The sequence below is a fragment of the Bacillus sp. 16GRE42 genome, from assembly GCF_019837435.1.
In the GTDB taxonomy this organism is placed as follows: Bacteria; Bacillota; Bacilli; order Bacillales; family Bacillaceae_G; genus Bacillus_A; species Bacillus_A wiedmannii.
In genome coordinates, this window is record NZ_JADAXF010000003.1 from 157,187 (window position 1) to 183,703 (window position 26,517).

Annotated in this window: 25 protein-coding genes and 1 riboswitch; of the genes, 17 read left to right on the forward strand and 8 right to left on the reverse strand. The window is 33.9% G+C overall.

Annotation, left to right across the window (positions count from 1 at the left end):
• The first annotated feature begins 59 nt into the window (after positions 1–59).
• The gene (locus tag ILS93_RS17460; protein ID WP_222660990.1) at positions 60–968 is read left to right on the forward strand and encodes a M23 family metallopeptidase; all 909 of its coding nucleotides are present in this window, start codon (positions 60–62) and stop codon (positions 966–968) included.
• Here the strand turns inward: ILS93_RS17460 and ILS93_RS17465 are convergent.
• Positions 958–2,253: an Nramp family divalent metal transporter gene (locus ILS93_RS17465; protein WP_064476413.1), complete on the reverse strand. Its 1,296-nt coding sequence runs from the start codon at positions 2,251–2,253 to the stop codon at positions 958–960. The genes ILS93_RS17460 and ILS93_RS17465 overlap by 11 nt on opposite strands.
• 492 nt (positions 2,254–2,745) lie before the next feature.
• Between ILS93_RS17465 and trhO the strand changes: the two genes are divergently transcribed.
• Complete coding sequence (trhO, locus tag ILS93_RS17470; protein ID WP_000246220.1) at positions 2,746–3,705, forward strand: oxygen-dependent tRNA uridine(34) hydroxylase TrhO; 960 nt, start codon at positions 2,746–2,748, stop codon at positions 3,703–3,705.
• A 173-nt stretch (positions 3,706–3,878) separates the two neighbouring features.
• On the opposite strand, the gene ILS93_RS17475 is transcribed toward trhO, so the two are convergent.
• Positions 3,879–5,354, reverse strand: a complete 1,476-nt coding sequence (locus ILS93_RS17475; RefSeq protein ID WP_064476412.1) for a hypothetical protein — start codon at positions 5,352–5,354, stop codon at positions 3,879–3,881.
• 174 nt (positions 5,355–5,528) lie between these two features.
• Here ILS93_RS17475 and panE point away from each other — a divergent pair, with 174 nt between their 5' ends.
• A complete protein-coding gene (gene panE / locus ILS93_RS17480; RefSeq protein WP_078183608.1) occupies positions 5,529–6,473 on the forward strand; it encodes a 2-dehydropantoate 2-reductase in 945 nt (314 codons plus the stop codon).
• 55 nt (positions 6,474–6,528) lie between these two features.
• Here the strand turns inward: panE and ILS93_RS28725 are convergent, their stop codons facing one another.
• Complete coding sequence (locus tag ILS93_RS28725) at positions 6,529–6,657, reverse strand: hypothetical protein (protein WP_000031869.1); 129 nt, start codon at positions 6,655–6,657, stop codon at positions 6,529–6,531.
• A 138-nt stretch (positions 6,658–6,795) separates the two neighbouring features.
• A riboswitch (cyclic di-AMP (ydaO/yuaA leader) is annotated at positions 6,796–6,942 on the forward strand.
• A gap of 143 nt (positions 6,943–7,085) precedes the next feature.
• Between ILS93_RS28725 and ILS93_RS17485 the strand changes: the two genes are divergently transcribed.
• From ILS93_RS17485 to ILS93_RS17540, 12 genes are all read left to right on the forward strand, one after another.
• Complete coding sequence (locus tag ILS93_RS17485) at positions 7,086–8,912, forward strand: APC family permease (protein WP_222660992.1); 1,827 nt, start codon at positions 7,086–7,088, stop codon at positions 8,910–8,912.
• 593 nt (positions 8,913–9,505) lie between these two features.
• Positions 9,506–10,666, forward strand: coding sequence for a non-hemolytic enterotoxin NHE subunit A (gene nheA / locus ILS93_RS17490; protein WP_046959101.1), 1,161 nt, complete (start codon positions 9,506–9,508; stop codon positions 10,664–10,666).
• A 37-nt stretch (positions 10,667–10,703) separates the two neighbouring features.
• Positions 10,704–11,912, forward strand: a complete 1,209-nt coding sequence (nheB, locus tag ILS93_RS17495) for a non-hemolytic enterotoxin NHE subunit B (RefSeq protein ID WP_064476410.1) — start codon at positions 10,704–10,706, stop codon at positions 11,910–11,912.
• Between the two features lie 107 nt (positions 11,913–12,019).
• Entirely contained in the window at positions 12,020–13,099 is a 1,080-nt protein-coding gene (nheC, locus tag ILS93_RS17500) for a non-hemolytic enterotoxin NHE subunit C (RefSeq protein WP_222660994.1), read from the forward strand.
• 233 nt (positions 13,100–13,332) lie between these two features.
• Positions 13,333–13,959 carry a LysE family translocator gene (locus ILS93_RS17505; protein WP_064476408.1) on the forward strand — a complete coding sequence of 209 codons (627 nt, stop codon included), beginning with the start codon at positions 13,333–13,335 and terminating at the stop codon, positions 13,957–13,959.
• Between the two features lie 365 nt (positions 13,960–14,324).
• A complete protein-coding gene (locus tag ILS93_RS17510; protein ID WP_064476407.1) occupies positions 14,325–15,272 on the forward strand; it encodes a DNA-binding transcriptional repressor DeoR in 948 nt (315 codons plus the stop codon).
• A 305-nt stretch (positions 15,273–15,577) separates the two neighbouring features.
• Positions 15,578–16,249: a deoxyribose-phosphate aldolase gene (gene deoC / locus ILS93_RS17515; protein ID WP_064476406.1), complete on the forward strand. Its 672-nt coding sequence runs from the start codon at positions 15,578–15,580 to the stop codon at positions 16,247–16,249.
• Positions 16,250–16,351: 102 nt separating this feature from the next.
• Positions 16,352–17,533 carry a NupC/NupG family nucleoside CNT transporter gene (locus ILS93_RS17520; protein ID WP_064476405.1) on the forward strand — a complete coding sequence of 394 codons (1,182 nt, stop codon included), beginning with the start codon at positions 16,352–16,354 and terminating at the stop codon, positions 17,531–17,533.
• 36 nt (positions 17,534–17,569) lie between these two features.
• On the forward strand, positions 17,570–18,871 hold the full coding sequence (locus ILS93_RS17525) for a pyrimidine-nucleoside phosphorylase (protein ID WP_064476404.1): 1,302 nt from the start codon (positions 17,570–17,572) through the stop codon (positions 18,869–18,871).
• Between the two features lie 33 nt (positions 18,872–18,904).
• On the forward strand, positions 18,905–19,300 hold the full coding sequence (locus ILS93_RS17530; RefSeq protein WP_064476403.1) for a cytidine deaminase: 396 nt from the start codon (positions 18,905–18,907) through the stop codon (positions 19,298–19,300).
• A 146-nt stretch (positions 19,301–19,446) separates the two neighbouring features.
• A complete protein-coding gene (locus ILS93_RS17535; RefSeq protein ID WP_064476402.1) occupies positions 19,447–19,842 on the forward strand; it encodes a DUF2871 domain-containing protein in 396 nt (131 codons plus the stop codon).
• 15 nt (positions 19,843–19,857) lie between these two features.
• Positions 19,858–20,337, forward strand: coding sequence for a CcdC family protein (locus ILS93_RS17540; protein ID WP_064476401.1), 480 nt, complete (start codon positions 19,858–19,860; stop codon positions 20,335–20,337).
• Between the two features lie 50 nt (positions 20,338–20,387).
• Here the strand turns inward: ILS93_RS17540 and ILS93_RS17545 are convergent, their stop codons facing one another.
• Together ILS93_RS17545 and ILS93_RS17550 are read right to left on the reverse strand one after the other, a co-directional pair.
• The gene (locus ILS93_RS17545) at positions 20,388–20,618 is read right to left on the reverse strand and encodes a DUF896 domain-containing protein (RefSeq protein ID WP_222660996.1); all 231 of its coding nucleotides are present in this window, start codon (positions 20,616–20,618) and stop codon (positions 20,388–20,390) included.
• A gap of 146 nt (positions 20,619–20,764) precedes the next feature.
• Positions 20,765–21,472, reverse strand: a complete 708-nt coding sequence (locus ILS93_RS17550) for an alpha/beta fold hydrolase (protein ID WP_222660998.1) — start codon at positions 21,470–21,472, stop codon at positions 20,765–20,767.
• A 143-nt stretch (positions 21,473–21,615) separates the two neighbouring features.
• Between ILS93_RS17550 and ILS93_RS17555 the strand changes: the two genes are divergently transcribed.
• The gene (locus ILS93_RS17555) at positions 21,616–22,488 is read left to right on the forward strand and encodes a LysR family transcriptional regulator (RefSeq protein ID WP_222661000.1); all 873 of its coding nucleotides are present in this window, start codon (positions 21,616–21,618) and stop codon (positions 22,486–22,488) included.
• Positions 22,489–22,533: 45 nt separating this feature from the next.
• Here the strand turns inward: ILS93_RS17555 and ILS93_RS17560 are convergent, their stop codons facing one another.
• Positions 22,534–23,250 (reverse strand): urease accessory protein UreH domain-containing protein, encoded by a 717-nt coding sequence (locus tag ILS93_RS17560; RefSeq protein ID WP_222654983.1) that lies wholly within the window; start codon positions 23,248–23,250, stop codon positions 22,534–22,536.
• A gap of 15 nt (positions 23,251–23,265) precedes the next feature.
• A complete protein-coding gene (locus tag ILS93_RS17565; protein ID WP_222661002.1) occupies positions 23,266–24,249 on the reverse strand; it encodes a F510_1955 family glycosylhydrolase in 984 nt (327 codons plus the stop codon).
• A gap of 221 nt (positions 24,250–24,470) precedes the next feature.
• Between ILS93_RS17565 and ILS93_RS17570 the strand changes: the two genes are divergently transcribed.
• Entirely contained in the window at positions 24,471–25,754 is a 1,284-nt protein-coding gene (locus tag ILS93_RS17570) for an aminopeptidase P family protein (RefSeq protein WP_222661004.1), read from the forward strand.
• Positions 25,755–25,851: 97 nt separating this feature from the next.
• On the opposite strand, the gene ILS93_RS17575 is transcribed toward ILS93_RS17570, so the two are convergent.
• Complete coding sequence (locus ILS93_RS17575; protein ID WP_088048519.1) at positions 25,852–26,400, reverse strand: hypothetical protein; 549 nt, start codon at positions 26,398–26,400, stop codon at positions 25,852–25,854.
• Positions 26,401–26,517 lie beyond the last annotated feature (117 nt).

The window sequence follows — 26,517 nt, forward strand, 5'->3', positions numbered from 1 at the left end:
TATGTCGTAATTTTCACTTCGTATCATGTAGAACAAAGATATGAGAGTGGGGATACAACATGTGGAAGAAATATGTATTAGTAATTTTAGTTGCGTTTTTAATTATAAGTTGGAGTGTAGTTTATTTAGCTAATGGTGTTATAATAGTCATTTTTTGGTGGATTATACAAGCATTTAGTTTAGTATCAATCTTTATTTTGATAGGTTCAGTATTACTATTTGTGTGGAAAGGCATTTTCAGAAAGCGAATAGATAGAACGCTACTCTTCATCGTTCTTTTCTCTATAATTGGAGCTTGGCCTTTAGGGTGGTTTGCTAACATAGGCGGACTTGCTTACCCAGCAGATGTACATTCTATGAGCCCTAAAATAGTCGTTCGTTTTCCTTTAAATGAACGAGCACTAGTGGGCTGGGGCGGCGATCGGTTAGAAACGAACTATCACGTTATCAAACCAAATGAACGATGGGCGTATGATATTCTTATTCCGCCTGCTGAAGTGAAAAGTAGTATGTTAGAGGATTATGGAATATATGGGGCGGAAGTAATGGCACCAGCTAATGGAACAGTTGTATCAATCAATAATGATGAAAAAGATATAGTTCCGGGATCGGATGATTTCCAGTCAATGGCGGGGAATCATGTTTATTTACAACTAGACGAATCAGGGACATTTATGGTTCTGGCGCATTTAAAGAAAGACTCAATTAAAGTGAGGGAAGGACAACATGTAAATGAGGGAGAGGTTCTTGCTCAAGTCGGTAACTCAGGAAGTTCAAGTGAGCCGCATTTACATATACATCACCAAAGGCAGGATCCATCCAAGGTGAGTATATTTTTCTCGGAAGGATTACCACTTTACTTTCGAACTGAAAAAGGTGCGATAATGCCAGAAAGAGGTACATACATAAGTGGTAATGAAAAAAGGTATTCCAGTTTTATTGGAATACCTTTTTTCATTATCCTATAAATGTTTGATACAGTAAGAAAATATTTAAAATGATAACAAGTGCAGCAATAATCCAAGCGAAAAAGGTTGTTATGCGGTGGTTAACGAGTGCACCCATAATTTTTTTACTGCTTGTAAACATAATAAGTGGTACTAATGCAAAAGCAATACCGAATGATAAGACGACTTGGCTCATGACTAGAGCGTAAGTTGGATTTACTCCTAAAGCGATAATAACTAAGGGTGGAATCATTGTAATAAAGCGGCGTAAATATAACGGAATATGCATTCGAATGAATCCTTGCATAATAATGTCACCTGACATTGTACCGACAGAAGAGCTAGATAGTCCTGCTGATAAGAGCCCAATTCCAAATAAAGCAGCCGATACTGGACCGACTAAAGTACTGAACTGGTTAAAAGCAACATCAAGATCTTCAACATGCAAGCCATTTTTAAAGAATAGTGCAGCAGCAACAATTAACATACTCGCATTAATTGCTCCAGCGATAACCATTGCAATAATGATATCAATAAATTCGAAACGGAAAATCTTTTTCTTTTGTTCGTCAGTTGTTCCAACCACGCGGCGTTGTGTCAATGCAGAATGTAAATAGATTGCATGTGGCATTACTGTCGCACCTAATATCCCTGCTGCAAGTAATATACTGTCTACACCTTGGAATTTCGGAATAAATAGTCCGGAAAGAAGGGGACTTAATTCTGGTTTTGCATAAAAAACTTGGATTCCAAATGCTATTACTACAATAAAAATCATCCCTGTAATAATAGCTTCTAGTGGGCGAAATCCTCTGCGTTGAAACTCAAGAATAATAAATGATCCGACTGCTGTAATTAAAGCAGCTGGTAACATAGGAATTCCAAATAATAAATACAATCCGAGTGCTGCCCCGATAAATTCAGCTAAATCTGTAGCCATAATAACGAGTTCACCTTGTATCCATAAGCCGATAGACACAGGTTTTGGAAAGTGCTCGCGAGCTATTTCAGGTAAATTATTTCCCGTAGCAATTCCTAATTTAGCTGATAAAGTTTGAATTAATACTGCCATTAAGTTAGAAGCGAATATAACCCATAATAGTAAATATCCGTATTGTGAACCAGCTGCGATATTTGTAGCAAAGTTACCAGGGTCAATATAAGCTACGGATGCGATAAAAGCGGGTCCTAAAAACGGTAACAGTCGTTTCCAGCCTTTCGTTTCGCCACTTAAAGCTAAGTGTGCGGATTGAACAGTTGTACTTTGAGAAGGGACTTGTTCATCTTTTGATATATCTTTATTCATAGTAGTTTTCCCCTTTGAAATGTTAACTTGATGAAATTATTGTAAGTATTCTTATTGTTTATTTCAATACATTTAGATGTATTAGATGATATTTTTATTTGAACACAAATGTTTCCTTAGTGCAAATTATATGCCTTGCTGCAATAGATGGTGTCGTGTTATAAAAAATTGGGAGTTTATGGTGTGATGACGTGGGGAAACATAATGAATTAAAGGGCTATTTTTGAAATTTATGTGAACATAAAGCCTATAATACAGCATATTAATTGATGGAATTGCATTTGTATGATATATAATATATTGGGATTACAACTTAACCATAGTGTTTTGATGTGTAATCTTGTTTTTTATTTTTGTTAACTTATAGAAAATAGTATAAAGAGAAGAAAATGGGATGCATAAAACTTTGGATACATTTTCTTATTATATATGTTTTGATATGAACGTTAACTTATACATGATTTTAAAAATTAGATAGGTGGTAGAAATACATTGGCAACTACAAAACCATACAGAGTATTACTATATTACATGTATACAACAATTGAAAACCCTGAAGAATTCGCTGCAGAGCATTTAGCATTTTGTAATTCACTTGAATTAAAAGGAAGAATCCTTGTAGCTAAAGAAGGAATTAACGGAACTTGTTCTGGAACTGTAGAACAAACAGAGAAATACATGGAAGCAATGAACAACGATCCACGCTTTGACGGTATCGTATTTAAAATAGATGAAGAAGAAGGGCACGCATTCAAGAAAATGCACGTACGTCCTCGTCCAGAGTTAGTGACACTTCGTCTAGAAGATGACATTAACCCACACGAAATAACTGGAAAGTATTTAGAGCCAAAAGATTTTTATGAAGCAATGAAACAAGAAGATACAGTTATTATTGATGCACGAAATGATTATGAGTTTGATTTAGGACACTTCAAGGGTGCAATTAAACCAGATATCGAATCATTCCGTGAATTACCAGATTGGATTAGAGAAAACAAAGAAACACTTGAAGGTAAAAAGATTTTAACATACTGTACAGGCGGAATTCGTTGTGAGAAGTTTTCTGGTTGGTTAGTTCGTGAAGGTTACGAAGATGTAGGTCAGCTTCACGGCGGTATTGTAACGTACGGCAAAGACCCAGAAGTACAAGGTGAGCTTTGGGATGGACAATGTTACGTGTTCGATGAGCGTATCTCTGTACCAGTAAACCAAAAAGAGCATGTTATCGTTGGTAAAGACCACTTTACAGGTGAACCTTGTGAGCGCTATGTAAACTGTGCAAATCCAGAATGTAATAAGAAAATTTTATGTTCTGAAGAAAACGAAGCAAAACATTTACGTGCATGTTCTCATGAATGTCGTGTACACCCACGTAATCGTTATATCGTGCAACACGAATTAACTGAAGAGCAAGTAGCTGCTGCATTAGAGAAAATCGAAGCAGGAAAGTAAGATAAATTAGTGTAATAAAAAAGTACTCCAAATTTTATTTTGGAGTACTTTTTTTACTATGCGGTACTTTTTTTGTCAGTTTTTGTCGGTAAGTCGATAGAATTTAAAAATCGCTAATAAAAATTTCATTTACTGAAGCGTACCACGTATTTGTAATTTGAAAATAACCTTCTTTACTTCTTATCATCTTTCTCTTTCACAGCAGAAAGTACAGTTTGTTTTACCCATGATTTTCTTCGTTTATGTTGTAGACTCCATTGGTATAAACTTTGCGCGCCTAAAATAAATGAAATGACTATGCCGCTGATTGCTATTAAAAGTGCGAAAAATTCAAGTGGCGACGAGATTTTGTTTGAATCGGTGTTTCTTAAAAGATCAATCATAGTAAACCCTAACATTTGGCCTACTACAGAGTAGAGCGTTAAAATTAATAGTAAAAGGCTATCTTTTTTAGAAGCGACATTTTCTTGATATTTAAACAAACTATCGAGATTTTGTTTTGCATTCGAGTAAAGTACTTCAATATTAAATAGTTTTCTTAAGCGGAAAAAAATATCTTCACTCTGTGATTGGGATACTAACTCTAAAGAAAAGTAATTCGCTGTAAATGAATTGATTGAATAAATTAATTTCTCTATTTCATTTGTATCTTGATCAATGTTTAGTTCAGCATAAGCGTTTGCCATCTTTAATAAAACAACTTTATGAAATAGATTTAATAACAAAGCGTAATAAAACTCTCCGTACATTTGACTAGCAAGTTTAGCGAATTCGTGTTCATCCTCGTTTGTTATACATGTGAAAATATGTTCTTCCATAATAAAGTAGCGATTAGGAGCCCATCTTTGATAAGAATGTTTTGTTAAATAATCTTGAATATAAGGAACATTATTTGCGCTAATATAGGGCTTGCCATTGTCTGTTAATCCGGAAAGACTGGAAGCTCGGTATACATCGATTACATGAAGGTCTGACTTTTTGTTTATGGATAATAAAGTTTGTACATACATTCGTTGATCTTCAAAGAAGGGGAATGTTTGAAAGTAAGAACTCCGCAATCTCTTTTTCTCAAAGAAGTCTGTTAAGCCATGAAATAAATCGCCGAATATGAGCTTCTCTACTTGTGAATATTGTTTTCCGTTACATTCAATACAGATAGTTTCAGTTGTATCATTTTTAGTTTCAAGGACACGGAAGCGGGCGGCAAATTCGATTGCTTCTGACAATGTCATGTTTGGAGCGGTTTCTACTTCTGTCCGAATTGTTAAGAAGCCAAGCTCATAAGGACAAAGTGTTACGTCAATAGAATGAATTTTGAATGGAACGGAAATCAAATTTGTTGTTAAATGTCCAGTTAAGTTAAGGTCTTTAGAATAGCGCTGCAATCCTTTTTGGTGCTCTGAGTGAGGAAATAGAATTTTATTTGTAAATGAAAGATAGTATGCTTCCATATTTTGATGTGAAACTTGAAACTTTCCGTAGTATGTATTTTCATTTTCAAGATGATCGAGTCGAAAAGGGCGAAAATCATTTTTCTGTAAGAAAGGGAACATATTTTGTTCATATCCGGTTTTAAAAGAAAACGGGAATATAAATTGAAATATAGCTGTTGCTACATCTTTTTCCTCGATTGTCTGTATTGCCTCCATTTACATTGTTTCCTTTCATATATGCTATAAAAACAACATGCCCAAATTTATTTGAAAATAACCACTGTTTTATACTTGATTAAGAATGAAAATTCAGCTTATTTAGTAGAGGACATGTATAATGTTATGTATACTACATGTTATAAAATTGTATTTTGAAAAGGGGGATGTTGTATGCGTATTTTAGTATTAGGAGCTGGTGGCGTCGGAGGATTTTTTGGTGGCCGATTAGTCGAAAAAGGGGAAGATGTTACGTTTCTTGTTCGTAGTAAAAGAAAACAGCAATTAGAGGAAAAGGGACTTGTTATTCGTAGTGTGAATGGGGATTTTTCCTTCCAACCGAAATTAATAACGAAAGAAGATCGAACTTCTCCATTTGATGTCATTTTATTTTCAACAAAAGCGTATCACTTAAACGAGGCGATTCAAGATTTGAAGCCGTTTGTAGGTGAAAATACTGTCATCATTCCATTGTTAAATGGTATTGCTCATGTATCACTATTACAAAAAGAATTTGGTGAAGAGAAAGTGATTGGCGGTCTATGTTTTATCGAGACGACGTTAAACGATCAAGGAGAAATTGTACAAACTAGCGCTGCCAACAGACTTCTGTTTGGAGAAATGAAGTTTCAAGATTCAGAGAGAATACAGCATATTGCTAAAGCATTTGCAGGTACGAAATCTAGTTTTGTTTTAAGTGAAAATATTACGCAAGATATGTGGCATAAATATTTATTTATTACTGTAATGTCAGGTGTGACAACATTAATGCGTGCACCAATAGGACCGATTCGTGAAAGCGAAGGTGGACGTGATTTTATTCAAAACTTATTTGAAGAATGTGTGCAAATCATGAGATATATAGGGGCACCAATTAAGGAAGATATTGCCCAGGAACATATGAAAACAATTGATAAAATTTCGTATGATATGAAGTCATCGATGCAGCGTGATATGGAAAAAGGTTCGTCCATTGAAGGGAAGCACATACAAGGATACTTACTAGATGTAGCAGAACAGTTTTCTATGGAAGCACCATTATTGGGTGCGGTATATCAAAATTTAAAAGTGTATGAAGAAATGATCTTTAACAAATCAGCAATAGAATTGGATGTATGAAAAAATAAAAAAGAAAGCAATATATAAGTGTATTGCTTTCTTTTTTTATGACAACTTATTTATTTCTTTTCGTTCTATCTGTCAAATTTATTTCCTGTTCACGTTTACCGTATAATTGATTAATTTCATTTGCTAATGCATCTAAATAGGAATCGGAAAAAATAGGCTTCTTTTCTTTAGACATATGGGTCTCCTTTATCGTTTTTTAGTATTCATTATGTATATTTACCAGCGGATTATGCGCAATCATTTTATTTTTTTCTTTTTCAAAATTTTTGTTTACATTTTGAAAATAAAGGAGTATTATAATCCACAGTTTCAATTTTCTAAATCGCTGAAACCGCATGGTGCGGGGGACCCGTTCTTATGGATTAGTACTTAATCCAATGGGGTGAATCCTTGAAAAAGGTAGGGCTACTCATAGGCCCGAATCCGACAGCTAACCTCGTAAGCGTTATATTGAGAAGGAAGGTGGAGCTTGTGCGACAAAAAATATAATGTCTACAAGTCTATTTCGTTATGGCTTGTAGACATTTTTGTTTTCTGAAGAAATTGTTTATCCGCTGTAACTAGCAGAATCGTTCGTACAAAATTATTGGAGAGTGGACAGCATTGGTTTCATCTATTAAAAGGTTTTTAATTGGAAGACCGTTAAAATCAACTGAGTTAGGAGAGCAAAAGCTTAATAAAACGAAGGCGTTAGCCATTTTATCTTCTGACGCATTGTCATCGGTTGCATACGGACCAGAGCAAATTTTAATTGCTTTAGCAGGTCTTGGAGCGATTGCTTATTGGTATTCAATTCCAATCGCTGTTGGGGTATTAGTGTTATTGACAGCCCTTATTTTATCTTATCGTCAAATTATTTTTGCTTATCCTCATGGCGGAGGCGCGTATGTTGTATCAAAAGAAAATTTAGGGATGAATCCAGGGTTAATAGCTGGAGGATCTTTATTAGTCGATTATATTTTAACTGTTGCAGTAAGTGTGTCCGCAGGTACAGATGCGCTCACATCAGCTTTTCCAAGTTTACATGCACATAATGTAATCATTGCGATTATATTTGTTATATTGATTACTATTTTAAATTTAAGAGGGGTAACGGAATCAGCTTCCGTTTTAGCATATCCGGTTTATTTATTCGTTCTAGCACTATTTATATTAATTGGGGTAGGGATATACAATATTTTAACTGGTCACGTTTCACCGACTTTACACACGCCGATTGGAACGCCGGTTGCGGGAATTAGTTTGTTCTTACTGCTACGAGCATTTGCATCGGGTAGTTCGGCTTTAACAGGTGTTGAGGCAATCTCTAACGCAATTCCAAACTTTAAGGATCCTGCACCTAACAATGCAGCGAAAACATTGCTTGCAATGGGTGCATTACTTGCCGTTTTATTTTCAGGAATTGTCTTTTTAGCTTATTATTACGGAATTAATCCAAGTAAGGAAGTAACAGTTGTTTCACAAATTGCTGAACAAACTTTTGGACGTAATTTCATGTACTATTTCATACAAGGTACAACTGCTTTAATATTAATTCTTGCTGCTAATACAGGTTATTCTGCATTTCCACTATTAGCAGTTAACCTTGCAAAAGACAAATTTATACCGAGAATGTTTACGATTAGAGGAGACCGCCTAGGTTACTCAAACGGTATTATTATACTTGGGATAGCTTCGATTATTTTAATTGTAGCTTTCCAAGGGCAAACAGAACATTTAATCCCGTTATATGCAGTAGGTGTATTTATTCCATTTACACTTTCTCAAACGGGTATGGTATTAAAATGGCTTCGTGAAAAACCTGAAGGATGGGCTTTGAGATTAACGGTTAATTTAATTGGTGCAGTTATTAGTTTTATCGTAATGAGCATGTTCTTTTTAACTAAATTTGCACAAGTTTGGTCAATCATTATTTTCTTACCTGCCATCATCTTCTTGTTCCATAGAATTAAGAAGCATTACGATGCAGTGGGCGATCAATTGAGTTTAAAAACTTGTGAACCACTTGTTCCAATTGAGGGAAATGTAATTGTCGTTCCTGTAGCGGGCATGACTCATGTGGTGGAAAATTCATTGAACTATGCGAAGGCTCTTTCTGCAGATCAAGTTATCGCTGTATATGTTGCTTTTGACAGAGAGGAGGAAAAGAAATTTGAAGAGAAATGGAAGAAGTGGCAACCTGAAGTAAGACTTGTTACCTTACATTCTCACTATAGAAGTATTATTCAACCGCTAACAAAGTTTATTGATACAGTGCAATATAAAGCGAGTGAATCAAATTACCGAGTTACTGTCGTTATACCACAGTTCATTCCGAAAAAAGGTTGGCATAACATTCTTCATAATCAGTCTAGTTTACTCATTCGTGCGTATTTACTCTATAAAAGAAATGTTGTTATTACAACAGTTCCATATCATTTGAAAAAGTAAGAAGATTTTTTAAGGATAGCTTTACGAAAGTGAAGCTATCCTTTTTGTGTATACGCTATGCATAATTGCATATGAACCTAAAAGATATATTGATATAATTTTTATATCTATAAGTGAGTAGGAGTTTTTGTTGTGATATATGGATATTTCAATTGAAAAAGTGAAGTGGATTATATTTTGAAATAAGGACAGGAAAGCTTGAAAATAAAGGGAATGAAAATACTTCTTTACGATAGATAAATAGCTGTGTTTAAATGACCTTACAGTACAAAACTTACATGAAAACAAAACGAAATTTCATATTTGCGTACGTTATTTAGCTTAAAATGAATAATATTTTTATGTAATATATTCACTGTGTGAATGTGGAAATGGCTATGAAATAGAAATTTTATACAATGTTATTCATACTAATCACATATGAAATGTTTTAGAACGATAAGTGAGTACTGTAGCAATAAAAGTTGGGAGAGATGGTTCGTATATGAATCACGGTAAGAACGTTCTCTATTTTAACCATCTCAAATTACGTGCAAGAAAATAGAATAATAAAATGCGATAGTAATAGTTGCTAATACATAGGAGGAGTTAAAGTGAAAAAGACTTTAATTACAGGGTTATTGGTTACAGCAGTATCTACGAGTTGTTTTATTCCTGTAAGCGCTTACGCTAAGGAGGGGCAAACAGAAGTGAAAACAGTATATGCACAAAATGTAATTGCTCCAAATACATTATCCAATTCAATTAGGATGTTAGGATCACAGTCACCACTTATACAAGCATACGGATTAGTTATTTTACAACAGCCAGACATTAAGGTAAATGCTATGAGTAGCTTAACAAATCATCAAAAGTTTGCAAAGGCAAATGTACGAGAGTGGATTGATGAATATAATCCGAAGCTAATCGACTTAAATCAAGAGATGATGAGATATAGTACTAGATTTAATAGTTATTATAGTAAGCTCTATGAACTAGCAGGAAACGTAAATGAAGATGAACAAGCAAAAGCAGATTTTACAAATGCATATGGAAAATTACAATTGCAAGTACAAAGCATCCAAGAGAGTATGGAGCAAGACTTATTAGAATTAAATCGATTTAAAACGGTATTAGACAAAGATAGTAGCAACTTATCACTTAAAGCTGATGAAGCAATAAAAACACTACAAGGATCAAGTGGAGATATTGTGAAGTTAAGAGAAGATATTAAAAGAATTCAAGGGGAAATTCAAGCGGAATTAACGACTATTTTGAATAGACCTCAAGAAATTATTAAAGGTTCTATTAATATCGGTAAACAAGTATTTACAATTACAAATCAAACTGCGCAAACGAAAACAATTGATTTCGTTTCTATCGGTACTTTAAGTAATGAAATTGTAAATGCTGCAGATAGCCAAACGAGAGAAGCGGCTCTTCGCATTCAGCAAAAGCAAAAAGAGCTATTACCACTTATTCAAAAGTTATCACAAACTGAAGCAGAGGCAACACAAATTACATTCGTTGAAGATCAAGTAAGTAGCTTTACAGAACTAATCGATCGTCAAATTACAACTCTAGAAACGTTATTAACGGATTGGAAAGTTTTAAACAATAATATGATCCAAATTCAAAAGAATGTTGAAGAAGGCACATATACAGACAGTAGTTTACTTCAAAAACATTTCAACCAAATTAAAAAAGTAAGTGATGAAATGAATAAACAAACGAATCAATTTGAAGATTACGTTACAAACGTTGAAGTACATTAAGCAGAAAAATAATTAGCGATATAGGGAGAGAAGAAAAATGACAAAAAAACCTTATAAAGTAATGGCTCTATCAGCACTTATGGCAGTATTTGCAGCAGGGAACATTATGCCGGCGCATACGTATGCAGCTGAAAGTACAGTGAAACAAGCTCCAATTCATGCGGTAGCAAAAGCTTATAATGACTATGAAGAATATTCATTAGGACCAGAAGGCTTAAAAGATGCAATGGAAAGAACGGGTTCAAACGCTTTAGTAATGGATCTGTACGCTTTAACAATTATTAAACAAGGGAATGTTAACTTTGGTAATGTATCGTCTGTTGATGCGGCTTTAAAAGGGAAAGTAATTCAGCACCAAGATACAGCTAGAGGAAATGCGAAGCAATGGTTAGATGTATTAAAGCCACAGCTTATTTCAACGAATCAAAATATCATTAACTACAATACGAAATTCCAAAACTATTATGATACTTTAGTCGCTGCGGTAGATGCGAAGGATAAAGCGACTCTTACGAAAGGGTTAACTAGATTATCAAGTAGTATTAATGAAAATAAAGCGCAAGTAGATCAGTTAGTAGAAGACTTAAAAAAATTCCGAAACAAAATGACGTCCGATACGCAAAACTTCAAAGGTGATGCAAATCAAATTACATCTATTTTAGCTAGTCAAGATGCTGGAATTCCGCTTCTGCAAAATCAAATTACAACGTACAATGAAGCAATTAGTAAATATAATGCAATTATTATCGGTTCATCTGTTGCAACAGCACTAGGCCCAATTGCAATTATCGGTGGTGCAGTAGTTATTGCTACAGGTGCAGGAACGCCGCTAGGAGTCGCATTAATTGCAGGTGGTGCAGCAGCTGTAGGTGGTGGTACAGCTGGAATCGTATTAGCGAAGAAAGAGCTTGATAATGCACAAGCTGAAATTCAAAAAATAACAGGACAAGTTACAACTGCTCAATTAGAAGTAGCTGGGTTAACGAACATTAAAACACAAACGGAGTATTTAACAAATACAATTGATACTGCAATTACAGCGTTGCAAAACATTTCAAACCAATGGTACACAATGGGATCAAAATACAATTCTTTACTTCAAAATGTAGATTCAATTAGTCCGAATGACCTTGTTTTCATTAAAGAAGATTTAAACATTGCGAAAGATAGCTGGAAAAACATTAAAGACTATGCAGAAAAGATTTATGCTGAAGATATTAAAGTAGTAGATACGAAAAAATCTTAATCAAATACGAAGCGTTAGAGCGTTACGTATTGATGAAGGGTTTGAAGCTCCTGTTCAGTTGTGAGCAGGAGCTTTTTATCCCCTTATAAAGAAAATAGGTGAAAAAAATGCAGAAAAGATTTTATAAAAAATGTCTTTTAACGTTAATGATTGCTGGGGTGGCAACGAGTAACGCATTCCCTTTACATCCTTTTGCAGCAGAACCAAATGCAAAGGTGCTACAAGAAAATGCGAAAAACTATTCTCTCGGACCAGCTGGATTCCAAGATGTTATGGCGCAAACGACATCGAGCATATTTGCAATGGATTCATATGCAAAATTAATTCAAAATCAGCAAGAGACTGATTTGAGTAAAATAAGTTCCATTAATAGTGAGTTTAAAGGAAATATGATTCAGCACCAAAGAGATGCAAAAATTAACGCGGCGTATTGGTTAAATTATATGAAGCCTCAAATTATGAAAACAGATCAAAATGTTATTAATTACAATAATACTTTTCAAGCGTATTATAATAGCATGCTAATAGCGATTGATCAAAAGGATAGCGTAAAGTTAAAAGCGGATTTAGAAAAGTTGTATGCGGATATTGTAAAGAATCAAAATGAGGTAGATGTATTATTAAGGGATTTGAAAGCTTTTCGCGATAGAATGGCGAAAGACACAAATAGTTTTAAAGAGGATACAAATCAATTAACAGCGATATTAGCAAGTACGAATGCTGGTATCCCAGCTCTAGAGCAACAAATCAATACATATAACGATTCAATCAAAAAGAGTAATGATATGGTCATTGCTGGTGGCGTACTTTGCGTAGCACTAATTACATGTCTTGCAGGTGGACCGATGATTGCGATTGCGAAAAAAGATATCGCAAATGCAGAAAGAGAAATAGCCAATTTAAAGGATAGAATTTCTGGCGCACAAGCAGAAGTCGCAATTTTGACAGATGTAAAAAATAAAACAACAAACATGACTGAAACAATTGATGCAGCAATTACAGCACTGCAAAATATATCAAATCAATGGTATACAGTAGGGGCAAAATATAATAATTTACTGCAAAATGTTAAAGAAATCAGCCCTGAAGAATTTACCTTCATAAAAGAAGACTTATATACAGCAAAAGATAGCTGGAAAGACGTAAAAGATTATACAGAAAAATTACATGTAGGTGTGGCGAAGTAAACAGTGGACTAGTTCCGCTGTTTATTTTTTATCCTGTTTTTTGTGAGAGTTGGACTTGTAATTTGATATTTAAATTTGTCATGTTTTTTATTCATATAGTTTTAGGGTAATGTTTAATCAAATCGATACTAATATACTAGATAAACTTCTGATCAAGCTTTTTATATGTAATGTTTTAATGAAAAAAGTTATACTGTAAGCAAAACTAAAAATTGGAAAGGAAATACTAGAACATGGAAAATTATTTGTTATTTATCCTTACAGCACTGTTAATCATAATAATGCCTGGTCCTGGTTTTGCACTAGTTACAAAAAACACTATCTCGCATGGTAAAAATGGTGGGATAAAGACTGTTTTAGGAACGATATCTGGAATGATGATTCATACAATAATGGCCACGCTAGGACTCTCTGCCATCCTAATGAAATTTGCTATGTTATTTACATTTATAAAATATGCTGGGGCTTTTTATTTAATTTACTTAGCTGTAAAGTCAATTAAAAGTGCCTTATATAAAAAAGAAGCTATGTCAGGTTCAGTAGAAATGGACTCTAAGGATATTGGAGCAATTAAAAGCTTTAGACAAGGATTTACTACGGCAATTTTAAACCCAAAAACTGCTGTGTTTTTCCTTAGTTTTTTACCCCAATTTATTGTGAGTAATCAAAATCATTTCCTTCAATTTCTTTTATTAGGAGTCACATTTACGACTTTGACAGCAATATGGTATTTACTTTATATCTCACTCATACGTCAATTAAGAACTTTTCTAAGAAAAGAAAGAGTGAACCGTACAATAGAGGGTATTACGGGCGCAGTATTATTAGTATTTGGAGTGAGGTTGTTTTTCCAAAAATAAATAAGTAAATAAGAGAAATAATCAATAGTGGTTATTTCTCTTATTTACTTATTCTAAAACTACCATTTTACAATTGATTTCATACCTTCATACAAATTTTACACACGTATCTAATTTGAACTTAAAAAATAAGTTCCTCAATAACCTGACCGGTTTGCTTTATAAGAAAAAATCTTACATTATGAGGGTCGGGCTGATAATCGGTAGGGGGATGGACAAAAAACCATTGATTAAAGTGTCATTGCATACATTAAGTGAAGTAGCAGTATAGGCGGATAAAATTCGGTAGTCGAAATTTCTTGCATAAAGCTGTATAATGCTTGTAACGAAAAGGAAATACAGGAAAGGATATGTAACGAGTTGCTATGGATAAAGATAAACAACAATTAAGCGTTGAAGTTGCAAGGTTATATTATCAGTCAGATTATAGTCAGCAAGAAATTGCTAACAAATTAAATATTTCAAGGCCGACTATCTCTAGACTATTAAAGTACGCGAAAGAAAAAGGATTTGTTCAAATTAGTATAGCCGATCCATTTGCTGATTTAGATAACGTTGGGAATTTACTAAAAGAAAAGTACAACTTGTTAGAGGCACATGTCGTATTTTCTCCAGTGCCAGAATATGCAACGATTACAGAGTATATTAGTAAATATGCAGCTGAGTATATGGGAAAGACGGTTAAAAATGGTGATATCGTTGGTGTAAGCTGGGGAATGACGATGTATGAAATCGCTAGAAAAATTGTACCACAACATGTAAAAGGTGTAGAAGTTGTTCAGTTAAAAGGTGGTATTAGTCATTCAAGTGTAAATACATATGCGAATGAGACTATTGCTTTATTTGCAGATGCTTTTCAAACGACGCCAAGAAATCTACCCCTTCCAGTTATATTTGATAATGCAGTGACAAAAGAATTAGTAGAGCAGGATCGACATATTCATCACATTATCGAAATGGGAAAACAAGCGAATATTGCTATTTTCACTGTAGGAACAGTGAGAGACGAAGCACTATTATTCCGATTAGGTTATTTCGATAAGGATGAAACGAGTTTACTCAAAAAACAATCGGTCGGTGACATTTGTTCACGATTCTTTGATGGGGACGGAAATATTAGTAGTGAAGAAATTAATCAGCGGACCATTGGAATTGAGCTAGAAGAACTGAAATTAAAGAAACGCTCTATTTTAGTTGCTGGTGGTAATAGAAAAATAAAAGCAATTGATGGTGCGTTACGTGGCGGGTATGCAAATGTATTAATTATAGATCAGCATACAGCGAAGGAATTGTTACATTATCAAAAAGATTAGAAATAAAAGGCTTTCTCAAGATTTTAATTTTGAGAAAGCCTTTTATTTTACTATGTATGAATTATGGGAGTGTTTTTGAATACAAATTGCCTTTTTAAAAATAATTATGGATATTGAGATACATACTACCATTGTTAATATAAAAGTTTTCATTTTATATATGAAGTGTTTCTTAGTTAGAATGCGCTTTATTTACTACAAGAGATTCCTTCTAAAAAAGAATGAACAAAATTTCAAAAGTATATTTACATTTGTTCAACTAAGAGTTAGAATGAAGTTGTTAAAAGATATGAGGAGTGAAGATAATGAATATTGCAAAGTTAATTGACCATACAATTTTAAAAGCTAATACTACAAAAGAAGATGTTATGAAAGTAATCGAAGAAGCAAAGGAATATAAATTCGCTTCTGTTTGTATTAATCCTACATGGGTAAAGCTAGCTGCTGAAGAATTAGCTGGACATGGTGTAGATGTTTGTACTGTAATCGGTTTCCCATTAGGAGCAAGCACGACTGAAACAAAAGCTTTCGAAACAAAAGATGCTATCGCAAAAGGTGCAACTGAAGTTGACATGGTAATCAACGTAGGCGCTTTAAAAGACGGTGACAATGAGTTCGTTGAAAAAGATATTTATGAAGTAGTACAAGCAGCAAAAGGAAAAGCTCTTGTAAAAGTAATCATTGAAACTTGCCTATTAACAGATGAAGAGAAAGTACGCGCTTGTGAATTATCAGTAAAAGCTGGTGCTGACTTCGTAAAAACTTCAACTGGATTCTCAACTGGCGGAGCAACTGCTGAAGATATCGCATTAATGCGTAAAACAGTAGGACCAAACGTTGGTGTAAAAGCATCTGGTGGCGTTCGTACACGTGAAGATGCAGACAAAATGGTAGCTGCTGGAGCTTCTCGCGTTGGAGCAAGTGCTAGTGTTGCAATCGTATTAAATGATGCAAAAGGTGCTACAGATAACTACTAATCATTAATGAAGTCAAAAGCAATAGATACACAAAATAAAGTGTATCTATTGCTCTAACAATTGAAAAGAATGTAAGCGGATACGAATGGGAGGAGACGGCTTATGAAATACTTAATTGGTATTTTTGGCCTCGTATTGATTTTAGGTATCGCTTGGCTTGCTAGTAATAATAGAAAGAAAGTCAAATATCGCCCAATCATAACGATGGTTATATTACAATTCATTTTGGGGTTTTTATTATTAAATACAAGTGTAGGGAATGTATTAATTAGCGGAATAGCAGATGGTTTTGGAGAGCTATTAAAATATGCCGCTGACGGTGTGAATTTTGTATTTGGTGGATTAGTAAATCAAAAAGAGTTTTCGTTCTTTTTAAGTGTATTAATGCCGATCGTATTTATATCAGCTTTAATAGGTATTTTGCAACATATTAAAGTATTACCTATTATTGTGAAATCTATCGGTCTAGCATTAAGTAAAGTAAATGGAATGGGGAAATTAGAATCATATAACGCTGTTGCTTCTGCAATTTTAGGACAATCTGAAGTGTTTATTTCAGTTAAGAAACAATTAGGCTTATTGCCAGAGAAAAGAATGTATACATTATGTGCATCTGCAATGTCTACCGTTTCAATGTCTATCGTTGGATCGTATATGGTGTTATTAAAACCACAATATGTTGTAACCGCTTTAGTGCTTAACTTATTCGGTGGTTTTATTATCGCTTCTATCATTAATCCGTATGAAGTTACTGAAGAAGAAGATATGTTAGAAGTACAAGAAGAAGAGAAAAAGACTTTCTTTGAAGTATTAGGAGAATATATTATAGACGGATTTAAAGTTGCGATTACAGTAGCAGCTATGTTAGTCGGTTTCGTTGCACTTATCGCATTCATTAATGCAGTATTTAAAGGTGTAATCGGTATTTCATTCCAAGAAATTCTTGGTTATGTATTTGCACCATTTGCATTTATTATGGGTGTACCTTGGCATGAAGCAGTTAATGCCGGAAATATTATGGCAACAAAATTAGTATCAAATGAATTTGTCGCTATGACAGATTTAGCACAAGGCAACTTTAATTTCTCAGATAGAACGACAGCGATTATATCTGTATTCTTAGTTTCATTTGCAAACTTCTCTTCAATTGGAATTATTGCAGGGGCAGTTAAGAGCTTAAATGAAAAGCAAGGGAATGTAGTCGCAAGATTTGGTTTGAAATTACTTTTCGGTGCAACATTAGTAAGTTTCTTATCAGCAACAATCGTTGGCTTATTATTTTAATAGATTCATATCATATAAAAAGGAATGGTGATTGTAATGAGAATGGTAGATATTATTGCAAAAAAACGTGATGGCAAAGAATTAACGACTGAAGAAATCAAATTCTTTATTAATGGATATACAGACGGAAGTATTCCTGATTATCAAGTGAGTGCACTTGCAATGGCAATCTTCTTTAAAGATATGACAGATCGTGAACGTGCAGATTTAACGATGGCAATGGTGGAGTCTGGAGAAACAATCGACTTATCAGCAATTGAAGGAATTAAAGTAGACAAACATTCAACTGGCGGTGTTGGTGATACAACAACATTAGTATTAGGACCATTAGTAGCTGCTTTAGATGTACCGGTAGCAAAAATGTCTGGTCGTGGTTTAGGACATACGGGCGGAACAATTGATAAATTAGAAGCGGTAGAAGGATTCCACGTTGAAATTACGAAAGAGCAGTTCATTGATATTGTAAACCGTGACAAAGTTGCTGTTATTGGACAAACAGGAAACTTAACACCTGCAGATAAAAAAATCTATGCACTTCGTGATGTAACAGGAACAGTAAACTCGATTCCTTTAATCGCAAGTTCAATTATGAGTAAAAAAATAGCAGCTGGTGCTGATGCGATCGTACTTGATGTAAAAACAGGTGCTGGCGCATTTATGAAAACAGAAGAAGATGCAAAAGAATTAGCACATGCAATGGTACGTATCGGAAATAACGTAGGACGTCAAACGATGGCTGTTATTTCAGATATGTCACAACCTCTTGGCTTTGCGATTGGTAACGCTCTAGAAGTGAAAGAAGCGATTGATACTTTAAAAGGTGAAGGTCCAGAAGATTTAACAGAATTAGTACTCGTATTAGGTAGCCAAATGGTTGTACTTGCGAAAAAAGCAAGTACATTAGAAGAAGCTCGTGAAATGTTAATTGAAGTTATGAAAAATGGAAAAGCAACTGAGAAATTTAAAGAGTTCTTAAGCAACCAAGGCGGAGACAGCTCGATTGTAGACAATCCAGAAAAAATGCCACAAGCTAAGTATGTAATTGATGTACCTGCAAAAACTTCAGGTGTTATTTCTAACATTGTTGCAGATGAAATCGGTATCGCTGCTATGTTACTTGGTGCTGGTCGTGCAACAAAAGAAGATGAAATCGATTTAGCGGTAGGATTAATGTTACGTAAAAAAGTGGGCGATGCAGTAAAAGAAGGCGAGCCGTTCGTAACGATTTATGCAAATCGCGAAAATGTAGAAGATGTAAAAGCTAAAATTTATGAAAACATTTCTATCGCTGAAACAGCAGTGGCTCCTAAATTAGTTCATACAGTTATTACTGATTAATCATCATTACATTTACTTTGAGGAGGAAATAATATGGATAAGAAAAAATATATCGAAGAAGCAAATAAGATGTTAGCAAAAGCATATATTCCGTATTCGAAATTTCCTGTTGGTGCAGCATTAGTTACGAAAGAAGGTAAAATCTATACTGGTTGTAATATAGAAAATGCTTCTTACGGTTTATGTAACTGTGCAGAAAGAACAGCGATCTTTAAAGCAGTATCAGAAGGGGAGCGCGATTTTAGTTACTTAGTTATTACAGGCGAAACGGACGGACCAATTTCACCATGTGGTGCTTGTAGACAAGTAATTGCTGAGTTCTGTGAACCGACAATGCCTGTATTACTAACGAATGTAAAAGGTGATGAAAAAGAAGTAACTGTTGAGCAATTACTTCCAGGTGCTTTCTCAATAGAAGATTTAAAATAAGTTGAAAAGCCATTCCGCAATTATTAATTGTGGAATGGCTTTTTTATTTTCAAAAATTGAATGTAATATTTTGTTCATATTCCATTCATAAACTTTGCGTAAAATGATTGCAGTGAATATAGAAAGTTTACAGCAGGAGGAATAAAATGAAGAGATTATATAATGCAGCATTCATTTACTTAATTATCGGTTTATTATCAGGAGTATTTGCAAGAGAGTATACGAAAGCACAAGGAATTAAAGGATCCACAATGTTGCAATTGGTGCATACACATGTATTAGTGCTCGGTTTCGTATTCTTTTTAATTGCTTTAGCTTTATGTAAAGTGTTTCATGTACAAGAAACAAAGAGCTTTCGTGCATGGTTTGTTGTTTATAATGTAGGATTAATTTTTACTATTGCTACAATGCTATGGAGAGGTCTACTACAAGTAAATGGAACTGACTTTAACGGTTTAAGCCATATGGCTGGATTAGGTCATGTTATTATAAGTATCGGGTTCGTTTGGTTTATGATTTTGCTCAAAAAGTCATTTAAATAGATAGGAGTGGAGAATATGATAGCACTTTTATCAAGTATTATAGCGGTTTGTATGGCTGTTGGAGTAATGTTTCTTCGCTTTAAAGCAGCGAAAAAACCGGTAACGAAAAAGAAAATTATATTACCGCCAATTTTTATGAGTACCGGCGCAATGATGTACTTCTTGCCGGAGTTTCGATTAACATCGTTAGAAATAGTAGAGGCGATTAGTATAGGACTTATTTTCTCTATATTTCTTATTAAAACAACTAAGTTTGAAATAAGAAGCGAACATATATATATGAAACCGTCAAAAGCATTCATATTTATTTTAGTCGGGTTATTGGCTGTACGAGTAGCGTTAAAATCATATTTAAGTCAATCAATTGATTTAGCAGAGTTAAGCGGAATGTTTTTCTTGCTCGCATTTGCGATGATTGTATCGTGGAGAATTGCGATGTATCGTTTATATGTTAAATTAGAAAAAACAATAAAAAGAGCTGGAATTTCTAAATAGGAATTCCGGCTCTTTTTATGTTTTATACGATTGTTTGTTTAGCTTTGATTTCATTTGCTTAATTTTAAACGTATTTGAGCATCTTGTAATGCGGCTGGTGTAACGTTAAGACCATGTTGATCAACAATTTTTGTGTTTAATAAAATGGAATCTAAGCTTCCACGAAATGTTTTTGTATAGTTTTGACGCAATATTTGTTGTGCTTGTTTTTCATCAACTGTTAATCCAGATGCTTTTTCTTTTTTTGATAATTCGTTAATACGGAATAAAATGTTTTTCATTTCTTTCACCTCTAATTTTAAATTAAATTAGTTACTTACTAATTTATAGTTATTTTAACTTTTTTATATGAATATGTCAAGAAGGGTAAAAGAAAAGTAGACACCCGTATTACAGTAAGTGGGTGTCTACAAGGAAAATATAAAGCTTAGCTTAATTCATGTAAGTGACTAACAAGTTTTGATGTTTTAGAGAAGAACGGTGAATGATCAGCTTCTAAAGTAATAACCTTCGCGCAAGGAGTTTCTGTATTCATTCGGCGCTGAAAATCAATTGGAATCGCTCTATCTAGAGTTGTTTCAATATAAATGCGATCTATAGTTCCGAAGTTTTCTTCAGAAATTTTTAGCTCTTGTTGAAACGGTCCTAGTGGCTGAGGACGCATTTGTTTGAAAGAAGATTCTTTAATAGCTGCATTTTTTGTAGCATTTAAAAATGTTTGTTCAGTCAACTCTGGTATAAGTTCTGCAGTCATGTCATTCTCATTAATTGAGAATTGTGGACCAGCTTCACCATCTAATTTACTACCAAGACTTTCTCCGTTTTGTGGTAAGAATGCGCAAAGATATACTAATTTATCGATTTTATTTGGTATAAGTTCAGCTGTTTGCGTGATTACAATTCCACCCATACTATGTCCAACAAGAATAACTTTTTCATTTTGTTGATTTATAGTAGCTGTTACTGCATTAACATAAGAATCTAGCGTTATATTTTGTGATGGAGTCATATCTTTTCCACTTCCAGGTAAGTCTAGTGTAACAACTGTATGTCCGAAAGCCTTTAGTTGAGGTTTTACTAATTCCCATGCCCATTCACCTTGCCATGCTCCATGTATTAAAATGTAAGTACTCATTTAATCAACACTCCTCTAATGTTTATATGCTTTATTTTTTCGTAATATTGATGGTGTATAATTAGTGTATCTGAAGTGGTTTGATAAATATAATGAAGGATATTTATAGATGATATAAATATCTTTTATATAAGGAGAACAGAATGAACGTTTTTGATTTTAAAGTTTTTAAAAATGTGGCTCGGTTGAACAGCATTAGTTTAGCAGCGAAAGAATTACATATGACACAGCCCGCTATAACTCATATCATAAACAAATTAGAGAAACGATATGCTTTAACTTTATTTGATCGCTCTAGACAAGGAACGATGTTAACTGAAAATGGAAAGGAATTTTTAGTTTGTGTAGATCGACTTCTAATGGAGTATGAAAACCTTGAAGAAACAGTTTTACAATTAAAAAATAGAAGCTTGTATAAGATTGTACTAGCTACGTATCCTTCCGTTACTGTATATTGTTTGGCGGAGTGTATCCAACTAGGTAATATTGATCAAAGTCAGTACGTGCTTGCAGTTCGAGAAGGAAGCTATCAAGAAGTATTAGATTGGCTGTCTTCTGGAAGTGCTGATTTTTCTATTTCTATAAAAGAAAATTTAATACCAGGATTTCATTATGAAGTTATTGGTGAAGATCCTTATGTTATGGTTTCTTCAAAGACTATTCCACCTAACCTTACTATTAAAGAGTTGAAAAATTATCCTTTTATTATGCCGCTTTCTGGTTGTAAAGAAGTACTTGAACCATATTTGATGAAAAATGAAATAACAGTTAATAAAGTGATGGAGTCAGAGTCAATTAGCTCGGCATTAGCACTTACTTTACAAGTTAACGGTATAACAATCGTTCCGTTATCAGGAATGCATAAACAAATCATTCATGACTTTATCGTGCAACCGATAGAAATTAAAATTCCACGACAACTTATTATGCAATGGTCACCTAAAAAAGAGAATGATCCGCTGTTCTTAGAATTTGTTAAGAATTTACTAAATCAACTACAACAAAAGAAAAAATGATACAAAAGGTAAGCTCATTTCACTGAAGCTTACCTTTTGTATATATTACCAATAAAGAGTAGTATCATAAAGTCCGATGAATATCAGAAGAACACCGGTTATAAGCTGAATAATTTTCCCTATTTTTCGGCTCTTTTTCAATAATGCTCCGTTTAATCCGAGGTAGAAGATGATGAACATAAGGACAACGATTGGTAGAGCAGTTCCTATTGAAAAGAATGTCGGAAACAAGTACCCATAATTAGATGATAAAGATAAAGGGATTAACGTTCCGAAAAATAGAACGAACATAGTTGGACAGAAAGCTAACGAAAAGAAAAATCCAAGTAAAAATGAGCTGACTTCACTTTGTTTTCGTATAAATTTGATCGAGAAGAAATTTCTGCTCTTTATAATACCTGCCAACATTAACCCCATTAAAATTAATAAAGGTCCAATTATTTTTCGTAACCACGGGAAGTACAAAGTTAATATTTGCTGAAACTCTTTTCCTAAGAACCATACGAATAGTCCAAGCGTTGTAAAAGCTATTATTTTTCCTGAAATGAATAACAATATATGTTTCCATGCATGTCCCTTTTGTAAAGATTGATTGCCATAAAGTGTAATAGCGCTTATGTTTCCTGTTAATTGGCAAGGAGCAAGGGTACCTACTACGCCAAATAAAAATGCAAATAAAAGAGGTACTGATTTCGTAGCATTCGCGACATCCATTAAAGGAGACATGAGTTGGTAGCTCCATTCACTAATTGTTGAAAACACGTTATATTCACCTTTCTAATTAAATTGGAATGCTCCCTCTTTCGTAATCTGCTTCCACATTTTACCCTCATCTGTAGAAATGAACACATTTGCTTTCATTGTAGCAAATACTATTTCAGCTGAATTTTGAGGGTTTTGTGATATGTACATAATTGTATCTTTAGAATCTAAAGATGGAGTTTGTAGGTTTGTTTCTTCATTTGTAGCAATTGATTTCTTCGTTATCATTTGCTTATTGATAGGGGCGTAAAAAACATCTTCATTACTTAATGTAACTGCTGTCGATTCAAGTGATGTAGACAATAGTTCAAATGTATTTCCGTAATCTGTAGATAAGTAAACACCATCTTTAGCACTTACCGCGACTACACTAGATTGATCAGGGTGTACGGAAAAGGAATGAATTGTACTTGAAAGACCTTTTAACTTACTATTTTTCCAATCTTGTCCGTTGTTCGTACTGAAATAAAAACCTTGTTGTAATTTAGAATTTGGACGCTCATTGTATAAATAAATTGCTTCCGTATTATATCCAACAGCAAGGTTGTGAAAATCAGATTCTCCATAAAACGCTAGCTTCTCCAGGGTATTACCGCCATCAGAACTTTTCATTAATCCTAAAGGATTTTTTAAATTTGCACCTGGTTCAGGATGGCCGCTGGCAAAGAATCCGTTCTTCGTTGCCTGAAACCCCATATAATCATGTAGCTCAGTCTTAGTTTCAAGCCATTTTCCATTTTGATAAACTTTTATCCCGCTATGAGTGGCGATAGAAACCCCAGGCATATTTCCTGCATAGCCAATTCCGTGAATGTGCTCGATTTTTCCAAATGTAGTTTCCTTATAGAAGTTTTGCGGAATTGTATTTGCTGTTTCTGTATGTTTTGGCTGAGATTGCACCGTGTCTTTCTTCACTGGTGCTGTTTCGGCGTTGCTAGAACATCCTGTAATGAACAATAAAGAAGTAATTGCTAGTCTTGTTGCTACATAATGTTTCAAAGTAGTAGCTCCTTTCCTATATATGAGATTTTAAGTATATGGAATAAATGTCAAGAAATTGTGGAGTGGTATGCATAATTTCGATTGTAAGTGGCCCTAGTAATGAAAAATTTCCTTTCACTATGAGTACTATTAATTGACGAAAAATTATAACAATAATAGAATGAATTGTATTGGGTAATTAGATTTACCAGTATACATAGAACGCTAGGGGGAATATTATGAAATCAACATTTTTTGCTCAAAATAGAGAACGATTAGTAAACACATTACCAGATGAATCTATTACTATTTTATTTGCTGGACAAGCACCTCATATGTCAGCGGATGCACATTATAAATTTGTGCCGAATCGAAATTTTTACTATGTAACAGGAATCGAGGAACCAAATGTTATTTTCATGTTGAAGAAGTTTGGAAATAGTGTTGAAGAAACACTGTTCATTGAAAAATCGGATCCAGTCATGGAAAAATGGGTCGGTAAAACAGTTTCTAACAAAGAAGCAGAGAAAATTTCAGGTATAAAGAAAGTTGTATATTTAGATAGCTTTGAAAAGACAATTTCAAATATACTTTTTACAGAAAATGTGAAGCATCTATATTTAGATTTAGAGCGTCGTGAGTGGAATGGTACGGAGACCAAAACGCATGCTTTTGCTAAACATGTAAGAGAACAGTATCCACACGTTTTAATTGGTAATGTATATCCGAATATTTGTGAATTACGAGTGTTTAAAACAGAAGAAGAAGTTGAAATTATTAAAGAAGCAATTTCTGTAACGAAAGAGGGCATTTACAACGTACTTAAGCATGCAAAAGCTGACATGATGGAGTATGAATTAGAAGCTCAGTTTGATTTCACACTGAAATCATCTGGCATTAAGCATCATGCATTCAATACAATTTTGGCAAGTGGAAAAAATGCTACAGTTCTTCATTATGAAGACAATGATGCACAAATTCAAAATGGTGATTTAGTACTGCTAGATTTAGGCGCTCAAAAAGACTACTATAACGCTGATATTAGTTATACATTCCCGGCAAATGGAACATTCTCTAGTCGCCAAAAACAAATGTATAATATTGTATTAAAAGCATTGAAAGAAACAACGGAACTCATTAAGCCAGGAGTAAAGTTTGCTGCATTAAATGAGCATACAAAAAAGGTACTAGCAGAAGAGTGTAAAGAAATTGGCTTAATTCAAGAAGACGAAGAGTTATCAAAATACTATTATCATGGTGTTAGCCATTTCCTTGGTTTAGATACGCATGATGTAGGAACATATAAAGATAGAGTGTTAGAAGAAGGTATGGTAATAACAATTGAACCTGGTCTTTATATTGAAGAAGAATCAATTGGAATTCGTATTGAAGATGATATTCTTGTAACGAAAGACGGACATGAAAACTTGTCAAAAGATATTATTAGAGAAGTGGAAGAGATTGAAGCGTTTATGAGAGAAAATAATGTGAATGTAAAAGAAGATGAAGTTGTTACGAAATAATGATCGGGAAAGACGCTCAAGTTTGAGCGTCTTTTTATTTTGTTCATTTTAAACCGCGATATTTCCTCGAAAAGCATCTTCAATTATATTCCAAATGTCAATGTATTATATGTTGATCATGCCCGGACGAAGGTGGGGGAGTATGATCTGGGAATGTCACGAATACGGCAACGATAATTACCACACTAATTGATAGTAATAACAAAAAACGCCGTTGAATAAAAGTAGAAAAAGTTTCTGATAAAAGTTGAATCATACATGACATAGTTATTGTTATGGTAAGTAAAAGACTAATAAACAGTATACTATGAGCTTGTTGAGCGTTTAACATTTCTGTAATCATTGCTCCCATCATACTTGCCATTAATCCAGAGAACATTCCTTCTAAAGCAGTAAATAGGTGAAACCGTAGACCGACTAAAAAACCGATACAACTACTAATTAAAATCGCAAGCAAAGTAGAATATAGTAATTCACCTTTAAAAAGAATACCTAAATAAAAACCGATACTTAAACCCGTACTCATACTAAAAGACATAATAAATACCATATACTCCATTAGGGTACCCTTGAGTTTAGATATATATGATGTAATAAGAATCGAGATACAACAAAGTGTTAAGGCGGTTAATGTGTAAGCGAACATTATGATACCTCCCTGTCCTATCATTCATTTCATCATATGTTCATATGGAGAGTACTTATGCTTATTTATATCTGCATATTATCTGCACAATTTCATAAATGTAAGCAAGAAGGCTTC

Coding starts and splice junctions, on each gene's coding strand:
- ILS93_RS17460 (WP_222660990.1), top strand. CDS start 60: ATGTGGAAGAAATATGTATTAGTAATTTTAGTTGCGTTTTTAATTATA.
- ILS93_RS17465 (WP_064476413.1), bottom strand. CDS start 2,253: ATGAATAAAGATATATCAAAAGATGAACAAGTCCCTTCTCAAAGTACA.
- ILS93_RS17475 (WP_064476412.1), bottom strand. CDS start 5,354: ATGGAGGCAATACAGACAATCGAGGAAAAAGATGTAGCAACAGCTATA.
- panE (WP_078183608.1), top strand. CDS start 5,529: ATGCGTATTTTAGTATTAGGAGCTGGTGGCGTCGGAGGATTTTTTGGT.
- ILS93_RS28725 (WP_000031869.1), bottom strand. CDS start 6,657: ATGTCTAAAGAAAAGAAGCCTATTTTTTCCGATTCCTATTTAGATGCA.
- nheB (WP_064476410.1), top strand. CDS start 10,704: ATGACAAAAAAACCTTATAAAGTAATGGCTCTATCAGCACTTATGGCA.
- nheC (WP_222660994.1), top strand. CDS start 12,020: ATGCAGAAAAGATTTTATAAAAAATGTCTTTTAACGTTAATGATTGCT.
- ILS93_RS17505 (WP_064476408.1), top strand. CDS start 13,333: ATGGAAAATTATTTGTTATTTATCCTTACAGCACTGTTAATCATAATA.
- ILS93_RS17510 (WP_064476407.1), top strand. CDS start 14,325: ATGGATAAAGATAAACAACAATTAAGCGTTGAAGTTGCAAGGTTATAT.
- deoC (WP_064476406.1), top strand. CDS start 15,578: ATGAATATTGCAAAGTTAATTGACCATACAATTTTAAAAGCTAATACT.
- ILS93_RS17520 (WP_064476405.1), top strand. CDS start 16,352: ATGAAATACTTAATTGGTATTTTTGGCCTCGTATTGATTTTAGGTATC.
- ILS93_RS17525 (WP_064476404.1), top strand. CDS start 17,570: ATGAGAATGGTAGATATTATTGCAAAAAAACGTGATGGCAAAGAATTA.
- ILS93_RS17530 (WP_064476403.1), top strand. CDS start 18,905: ATGGATAAGAAAAAATATATCGAAGAAGCAAATAAGATGTTAGCAAAA.
- ILS93_RS17535 (WP_064476402.1), top strand. CDS start 19,447: ATGAAGAGATTATATAATGCAGCATTCATTTACTTAATTATCGGTTTA.
- ILS93_RS17540 (WP_064476401.1), top strand. CDS start 19,858: ATGATAGCACTTTTATCAAGTATTATAGCGGTTTGTATGGCTGTTGGA.
- ILS93_RS17545 (WP_222660996.1), bottom strand. CDS start 20,618: ATGAAAAACATTTTATTCCGTATTAACGAATTATCAAAAAAAGAAAAA.
- ILS93_RS17550 (WP_222660998.1), bottom strand. CDS start 21,472: ATGAGTACTTACATTTTAATACATGGAGCATGGCAAGGTGAATGGGCA.
- ILS93_RS17555 (WP_222661000.1), top strand. CDS start 21,616: ATGAACGTTTTTGATTTTAAAGTTTTTAAAAATGTGGCTCGGTTGAAC.
- ILS93_RS17570 (WP_222661004.1), top strand. CDS start 24,471: ATGAAATCAACATTTTTTGCTCAAAATAGAGAACGATTAGTAAACACA.
- ILS93_RS17575 (WP_088048519.1), bottom strand. CDS start 26,400: ATGTTCGCTTACACATTAACCGCCTTAACACTTTGTTGTATCTCGATT.